Annotated in this window: 6 protein-coding genes; 3 read left to right on the top strand and 3 right to left on the bottom strand. The window is 65.0% G+C overall.

Annotated elements, in window-relative coordinates:
• The first annotated feature begins 86 nt into the window (after nucleotides 1–86).
• The gene (locus CC207_RS25850) at nucleotides 87–863 is read left to right on the top strand and encodes an AraC family transcriptional regulator (RefSeq protein WP_028691518.1); all 777 of its coding nucleotides are present in this window, start codon (nucleotides 87–89) and stop codon (nucleotides 861–863) included.
• A gap of 9 nt (nucleotides 864–872) precedes the next feature.
• Here the strand turns inward: CC207_RS25850 and CC207_RS25845 are convergent, their stop codons facing one another.
• The gene (locus CC207_RS25845; RefSeq protein WP_088853027.1) at nucleotides 873–1454 is read right to left on the bottom strand and encodes a LysE family translocator; all 582 of its coding nucleotides are present in this window, start codon (nucleotides 1452–1454) and stop codon (nucleotides 873–875) included.
• A gap of 260 nt (nucleotides 1455–1714) precedes the next feature.
• Here CC207_RS25845 and CC207_RS25840 point away from each other — a divergent pair, with 260 nt between their 5' ends.
• The gene (locus CC207_RS25840) at nucleotides 1715–3286 is read left to right on the top strand and encodes a TerC family protein (RefSeq protein WP_028691516.1); all 1572 of its coding nucleotides are present in this window, start codon (nucleotides 1715–1717) and stop codon (nucleotides 3284–3286) included.
• Here CC207_RS25840 and rarD read toward each other — a convergent pair.
• Nucleotides 3249–4136, bottom strand: a complete 888-nt coding sequence (rarD, locus tag CC207_RS25835; protein WP_028691515.1) for an EamA family transporter RarD — start codon at nucleotides 4134–4136, stop codon at nucleotides 3249–3251. The two genes, CC207_RS25840 and rarD, sit on opposite strands and share 38 nt — an antisense overlap.
• Nucleotides 4137–4170: 34 nt before the next feature.
• Nucleotides 4171–5766, bottom strand: coding sequence for an EAL domain-containing protein (locus CC207_RS25830; protein ID WP_062360261.1), 1596 nt, complete (start codon nucleotides 5764–5766; stop codon nucleotides 4171–4173).
• A gap of 314 nt (nucleotides 5767–6080) precedes the next feature.
• Between CC207_RS25830 and hppD the strand changes: the two genes are divergently transcribed.
• Nucleotides 6081–7101, top strand: a 1021-nt coding sequence (gene hppD / locus CC207_RS25825) for a 4-hydroxyphenylpyruvate dioxygenase (protein WP_088853075.1), incomplete at its 3' end; no start/stop codon positions are given.

Genomic DNA, 7101 nt, shown 5'->3' with positions numbered 1-7101 from the left:
GACCCCGCACCGCCTGCGCTCGGTCGGCGAGCACCAGGCGCAGTTGCTGGTGGTGGTGCAGGGCGGCGAAGGGTGAGGGCGGGGCGATGATCGAGGTCTCGCGGTTCTGGCGTGATCCGGCATTGCCCTTCGTCGAGGCCCGACGCGTGGGGGACGGCCGCCAGGTGTGCTACGCCGCCCATTCCCACGAAAGTTTCTCCATCGGCGTGATCACCGGCGGGCGCAGCACCTACCTGACCGGCAACGCCCGACACGAGGTGGCGGCGGGGACCACGGTGCTGATGAACCCGGGGGTGGTGCACACCTGCAACCCGGTCCAGGGCGAACCCTGGTCGTACCTGATGCTGTTCGTCGACATGCCCTGGCTGCTGGCGCGAGGTTTTGCGCTGCCCTCGGCGACCTTGAGCACATCGGCGGCGCTGTATGGGCAGTTGCTGGCGCTGTTCGCCGGGCTGTTCGAGCCCGGCAACGAACGCCGGGAGGCGCAGCTGGAGGCGTTCTTCAAGGGCTTGCCGCAGCTTTTGGAGGCCGACGCGGGCGGCCAGCCCGCAGGCCATCCACGCCTTGAGCTGGCCGCCGCGTTCATCCGTGCCCATCGCCTCGACCCGCTGACAGTGGAGGACATCTGCGCCGCGGCGGGGCTGTCGCGGGCCTATTTGATCCGCGCGTTCGGCAAGCGCTTCGGCCTGACACCCCATGGCTACCTGCTCGACCAGCGGGTGCAGCATGCCCGGGCGCTACTGCGCGCTGGCAGGCCGATCGCCGAGGTGGCGCTGGAGGCGGGGTTCGCCGACCAGGCGCACCTGCAGCGGGCCTTCAAGCGTCACCTGGCGACCACGCCGGGGCACTATCGCAATGGCTGAAAGCCAGGATCACACCATCAGGTACAACGCACTCGCCACCAGCAACCCCGCCAGCACCCGATTGAGCAGGCGCATCCGCCACGGCTCGCCCAGATACTGGCGGATCATGCTGCCGGCCCAGGCCCAGCAGGCCACCGAGACGAAGCAGATCGGCCCGTAGATCCAGGTGAACAGCCACAGCAACTGCTGCTCGCCGCCGGTATAGGCGCCGATACCGGCGACCGCCGCCAGCCAGGCCTTGGGGCTCAGCCACTGCATGGCCGCGCCGTGCCAGGCGCTGGGCGCATGCCGGGTATCGGCGGTGCCCAGTGCGCCATCGTCGCTGGCCAGTTTCCAGGCCATGTACAGCAGAAACAGCACGCCACCCCAGTGCAGCAGCCGCCCCAGCAACGGCCAGCGCAGCAACAGCTCATGCACGCCCAGCCCCACCAGCACCAGCAGCAGGCAGAAACCCAGCGTGGCACCGGCCACATGCCCGATGCTGGCCCGCAGGCCGTGGCGCGCGCCACTGCCGAGGGCGACGATGTTGACCGGGCCGGGGGAGATGGAGGCGGCCAGGGCGAAGGCCGCCATGGACAAGGTCAGGCTCATTGAAGGTTTCCTTGAAGGGGGAAGGTGTGGCCATCCTGGCCGAGGGTGAGACGGGTGTATTGAACAAAAATGCCCCGCCACACCTGTTACAGCTTTTGTAATAGTTTTGCGCTATCAGAGAAATCTGCTTCGATTGTAGGATCGACTTCCCTATTTTCTATCAAGGTCTATATGAGCACCTTCGCGGAGCCCCCCAGTCCCTGGCCATCCCGGCCTTCCTTCCCCCGTCCTTGTGACGCCGCCCTCGTGAGTACCCGCTAATGGAATGGCTAGCCGACCCCACGGCCTGGCTGGGCCTGTTGACGCTTATCGTCCTCGAGCTGGTGCTGGGTATCGACAACCTGGTGTTCATCGCCATCCTCGCCGACAAACTGCCACCCCATCAGCGCGATCGTGCCCGGGTGATCGGCCTGTCGTTGGCGCTGATCATGCGCCTGGGCCTGTTGGCCAGCATCTCGTGGATGGTGACCCTCACCGCGCCGCTGATCGACGTGTTCGGCAAGACCTTCTCCGGCCGTGACCTGATCATGCTGTTCGGTGGTGTGTTCCTGTTGTTCAAGGCCACCATGGAGCTGCACGAGCGTCTGGAGGGCCATGTCGCCCAGAGCGGCGGCGTTACCCGTCACGCGGCGTTCTGGCCGATCGTCGCGCAGATCGTGGTGCTCGACGCGGTGTTCTCGCTGGACGCGGTGATCACCGCCGTGGGCATGGTCGAGCAGTTATCGGTGATGATGATCGCGGTGATCTTCTCCATCGGTATCATGATCGTCGCCAGCAAGCCGCTGACCCGCTTCGTCAACGAACACCCGACAGTGATCATGCTGTGCCTGGGCTTCCTGATGATGATCGGCTTCAGCCTGACTGCCGAGGGCCTGGGCTTCCATATCCCGAAAGGCTACCTGTACGCGGCCATCGGCTTCTCGCTGCTGATCGAGCTGTTCAACCAGCTGGCCCGTGCTCGCCGCAAGCGCAGCCTGCATCAGCACCGGCCATTGCGTGAGCGCACGGCCCACGCGGTGCTGCGCCTGATGGGCGGACGCCGGGTAGAAGCCGACGAGGTGGGCGAGGAGATCGCCGACCTGGTGGCCGGTGGCGACGAGCAGGTGGTGTTCGATCGCCGTGAGCGGGTGATGATCAGCGGTGTGCTCAACCTGGCCGAGCGGCCGATCCGCACGGTGATGACGGTGCGGGCCAAGGTCGATGCCATCGACCTGTCGCAGCCGGCCGAGGCGATCACCCAGATGCTGGTCAACTCGTCCTACTCGCGCCTGCCGCTGATTCGCGACGGGCGCATCGAGGAACCGCTGGGCTACGTGCACAAGAAGGAGCTGCTCAAGGAACTGCTGGCCGGCAACCAGCCGGCGCTGGAGCACCTGGCGCGAGCACCGTTGAACCTGCTGGAGAGCTTCAGCATTCTCAATGCCCTGGAGCAGATGCGCGCCCAGTCCACCCACATCGCCTTCGTGGTCAACGAATTCGGTGACTTCACCGGGGTGTTGACCATGACCGACATCCTCGAGTCGATTGCCGGTGAACTGCCGGATGCGAGCGAAGTTGAAGGGCCAGGCGTGGTGGAGGAGGCAGGCGGCTTCGTGGTCAGTGGCGCTCTTAACCTGGCCCAGGTTCAGTCGCGCACCGGCTTCGCCGCCCGCGCCACCGAGGACTACCAGACCCTGGCGGGCCTGGTGATGAGCCTGCTGGACCGCCTGCCGGTGGTGGGCGATCAGCTGGCCTGGAACGGCTGGACCATGACCGTGGTGGCGGTGGAGGAGCGTCGGGTGCGCCAGGTACGTCTTACACCGAACGCCGACGCTGACGCAGCAGGTGCTTGATGCCTTCGAGCACCAGCACCAGCACGGCGGCCCAGATCGGCAGGTAGGTCAGCCACTGGTCGGGGCCGATGGTCTCGCCCAGCAGCAGGGCCACGCCCACCAGCAGCACCGGCTCGACGTAGCTGAGCAGGCCGAACAGGCTGAACGGCAACAGGCGGCTGGCCAGCACGTAGGCGATCAGGGCGCAGGCGCTGATCGCCCCGAGCAGCGGGATCAGCCCGTACAGGCCCGGGTGCTCGGCGAGGTCCGTCGCCGACAGCGGGCCCTGGATCACGAAGTACAGGGCCCAGGGCAGCAGCAGGCACATGTCGCACCACAGCCCGCCCAGGTGGTCGGTGCGGCAGCGCCGTCTGAGGACGAAGTAGATCGGGTAGCCGATCATCACCAGCAGGGTTTCCCAGGCGAAGCTGCCGTGCTGGTAGAGCTCGTGGCCAACCCCCAGCGTGGCAAAGCCCACCGCGATCTTCTGCAGGCGCGACAGGCGCTCGCCATACACCAGCCGTCCGGTCAGCACCATGGCCAGCGGCAGCAGGAAATACCCCATCGACACTTCCAGGCTGCGCCCGTGCAGCGGCGCCCAGAGGAACAACCACAGCTGCACGCCCATCAGCCACGAGGTGCCAACCATGCCGAGCAGCAGCAGCGGTGTGCGCCGCACCCGACCGAGCAACTCACCGACCCGATTCCAGTCCTTCGAGACCAGCATGAACAGCGTCAGGCAGGGCAGGGTCAGGAGGGTCCGCCAGCCAAAGATCTCCTCGCCGTCCAGGGGCTTGAGGAAGGAGGTATAGAAGTACATCACGGCGAACAGACAGGACGCCATGACCGACGAAAGAATGCCTTTTGACACGAATGCCTCGGAAAACGGGAAGTGAGCGGGTGGATCAGCCGCGCATGATCTCAGGGGCGTTGCCCGGCGGCAACTGCGGGCTGCCCGGCCGGGCGGCCAGGGCCAGCAGCAGTTCGCCGGCGGGCATCGGTCGGGCAAACAGGTAGCCCTGCTGGAAATCCACCCCGTGGCGTGCCAGGTAGTCGCGCTGCACCTCGGTCTCCACGCCTTCGGCGACGATCCCCAGGCCCAGCTTGGCCGAGAGCTCGATGATGGTGTCGAGGATGTGCTGGGACAGGGCGTCGCCGCCGATCATGGCGACGAAGCTCTGGTCGATCTTCAGGTAGTCGACCTGGAACTGGCGCAGGTAGTTGAGGCTGGACTGGCCTGTGCCGAAGTCGTCCAGGGCGATCATCACGCCCATGACGTGCAGCTTTTCGAACAACTCAAGCGTCACCGGGGTCGGCTCGATCAGCTTGCGTTCGGTCAGCTCCAGGGTCAGCACCACGCGTCCGGGTGGGAAGTGCTGGAGGAAGGTCTGGCAGTCGTCAAGCAGGCGCAGGTCGCGGCAATGGTCGGCGGTGATATTGATGCCGATGTGGAAGCCGTCCTCCAGCAGGGCCGCATGCGGGGCCAGGGCCTGGGCGGTATGCAGCATAAGGGCACGGGTCATGGCGACGATCTGGCCGCTGTGTTCGGCGTAGGGGATGAACAGATCGGGGCGCACCAGCCCTTCGCGGGGATGCTGCCAGCGCATCAACACTTCGATACCGGCCCAGCGGTAGTCGCCTTTGCGCACCACCGGCTGGAAATACGGAACGAATTCGTCAGCCTCCAGGGCCCGCTCCAGCTCGCCACGGGATGAGCTGGCGCGGCGGATCTGCCAGCGGCAGGCTGCGCCGGCCGCGACGCCGAGCACCAGCAACAGGCTGAGCAGGGCGGGGTAGCGCGAGCGCATGAGCGCGGCCTGCGTGCCTTCTTCGTAGCCGGCGTGCACATCGAACGGATAACGGGTGGACGCATACTGCGTGGCGGCGGAGGCAGCGCGCGGTGGCTTGCCGTCATGAACCTGGCCATCGCTGCCCATCCAGTGATTGCCGACATGCACCTTCACCAGGTTGTCGGCGCCGATCAGGTGGAGCGCGGTGAGCAGATGGCGGCCATCCACCGTGGTGATCGCGCCCCGGTCGCCACGGCCTTCCTGGCTGATCCGATAGACCAGCAGGGCATGTCCCGGGGTGACCGAGTTGCCGTTCATCAGCCACAGCTGGCCATTGGTATAGTCCTTGGCATTCACCGGCTCGTCGAAGTCGCCGTACAGCGAGGTGCAGTACAGCCGATCATGATCGAACAGGTTGGTCGAACGCACGAAGGCGTTGCGCGTTACCTCGATGCGCAGTGCCAGTTGCACCTGGTCACAGGGCAGGCCCGCCTTGGGCAGAAGCTCATGGGCGGCGGTGGACAGGCTGTCGAGGATCTCCTCGACATGGATGCCCACTTCGCGGGCCGTGGCCAGGCTGCTGGCTTGCAGTTCCTGTTCCGTCTGCCAGCGCATCACCACCAGCCCGCACAGCAGCGGCAGCACGCCGATGCCCCAGGGCAGCAGGGCGCGCCAGCTCCAGCGGGCGGGGCGTTTGGCGGTCAGGGGCATGTGCGGGCGAACCTTCTGTGAGGCGACAAGATGCTGTTGAGAATAGCCGTTTGTCGGAACAATCTGCGAACTAAAGCGCGACAAACAAATTTACGCCCTGTAGAATCGATTTACGAATACAACAATAAGGTTCTCCGCCTCCCGGGGAATCAAGCCCGCCGAGAATGGGTCCATATGACATACCATGGGTTCAAGCTGATCATTGGTGACTTCCTGGCCCGCAGCGTGCGCGGGATCCCCTGCTCACCACCACGCCATCTCCACATCCAAAGCCTGTAATCAACCGTTTTTCGCTTATAGATGAGGACACCCACATGGCAGATATCTTCGACAACCCGATGGGCCTGGAAGGCTTCGAATTCATCGAGCTCGCTTCGCCAACCCCCGGCGTGCTGGAGCCGGTATTCCAGATTCTCGGTTTCACCAAGGTGGCCAGCCACCGCTCCAAGGATGTGCACCTGTATCGTCAGGGCGGCATCAACCTGATCCTGAACAACGAGCCCAAGAGCATCGCCTCGTATTTCGCCGCCGAGCATGGCCCATCGGTATGCGGCATGGCCTTCCGCGTGCGCAATGCCCATGAAGCCTACGCCCGTGCCCTGGAGCTGGGCGCCCAGCCGGTGGAAATCGAAACCGGCCCAATGGAACTGCGTCTGCCGGCAATCAAGGGGATCGGTGGCGCGCCGCTGTACCTGATCGACCGCTACGAGGAAGGCAGCTCGATCTACGACATCGACTTCAAGTTCATCGAAGGCGTGGACCGCAACCCAGTCGGCGCGGGTCTGAAGATCATCGACCACCTGACCCACAACGTCTATCGCGGGCGCATGGCCTACTGGGCCAACTTCTATGAAAAGCTGTTCAACTTCCGCGAGATCCGCTACTTCGATATCAAGGGTGAGTACACCGGCCTGACCTCCAAGGCGATGACCGCGCCGGACGGCATGATCCGCATTCCGCTCAACGAAGAGTCGTCCAAGGGCGCAGGGCAGATCGAAGAGTTCCTGATGCAGTTCAACGGCGAAGGCATCCAGCACGTGGCTTTCCTCACCGACGACCTGCTCAAGACCTGGGATGCGCTCAAGGGCCTGGGCATGCGCTTCATGACCCCACCGCCGCAGACCTACTACGAGATGCTCGAGGAGCGTCTGCCAGGGCACGGCGAGCCGGTCGACCAGTTGCAGGCCCGCGGCATCCTGCTCGATGGCGCCTCCGAGGCAGGCGACAAGCGTCTGCTGCTGCAGATCTTCTCGGAAACCCTGCTGGGACCGGTGTTCTTCGAGTTCATCCAGCGCAAGGGTGACGACGGCTTCGGTGAGGGTAACTTCAAGGCGT

The organism is Pseudomonas sp. DrBHI1 (assembly GCF_002205115.1).
GTDB classification, from domain to species: Bacteria; Pseudomonadota; Gammaproteobacteria; order Pseudomonadales; family Pseudomonadaceae; genus Aquipseudomonas; species Aquipseudomonas mosselii.
Note: the sequence above shows the minus strand (reverse complement) of the source record. Positions and strands in the feature narration are given on the sequence as shown.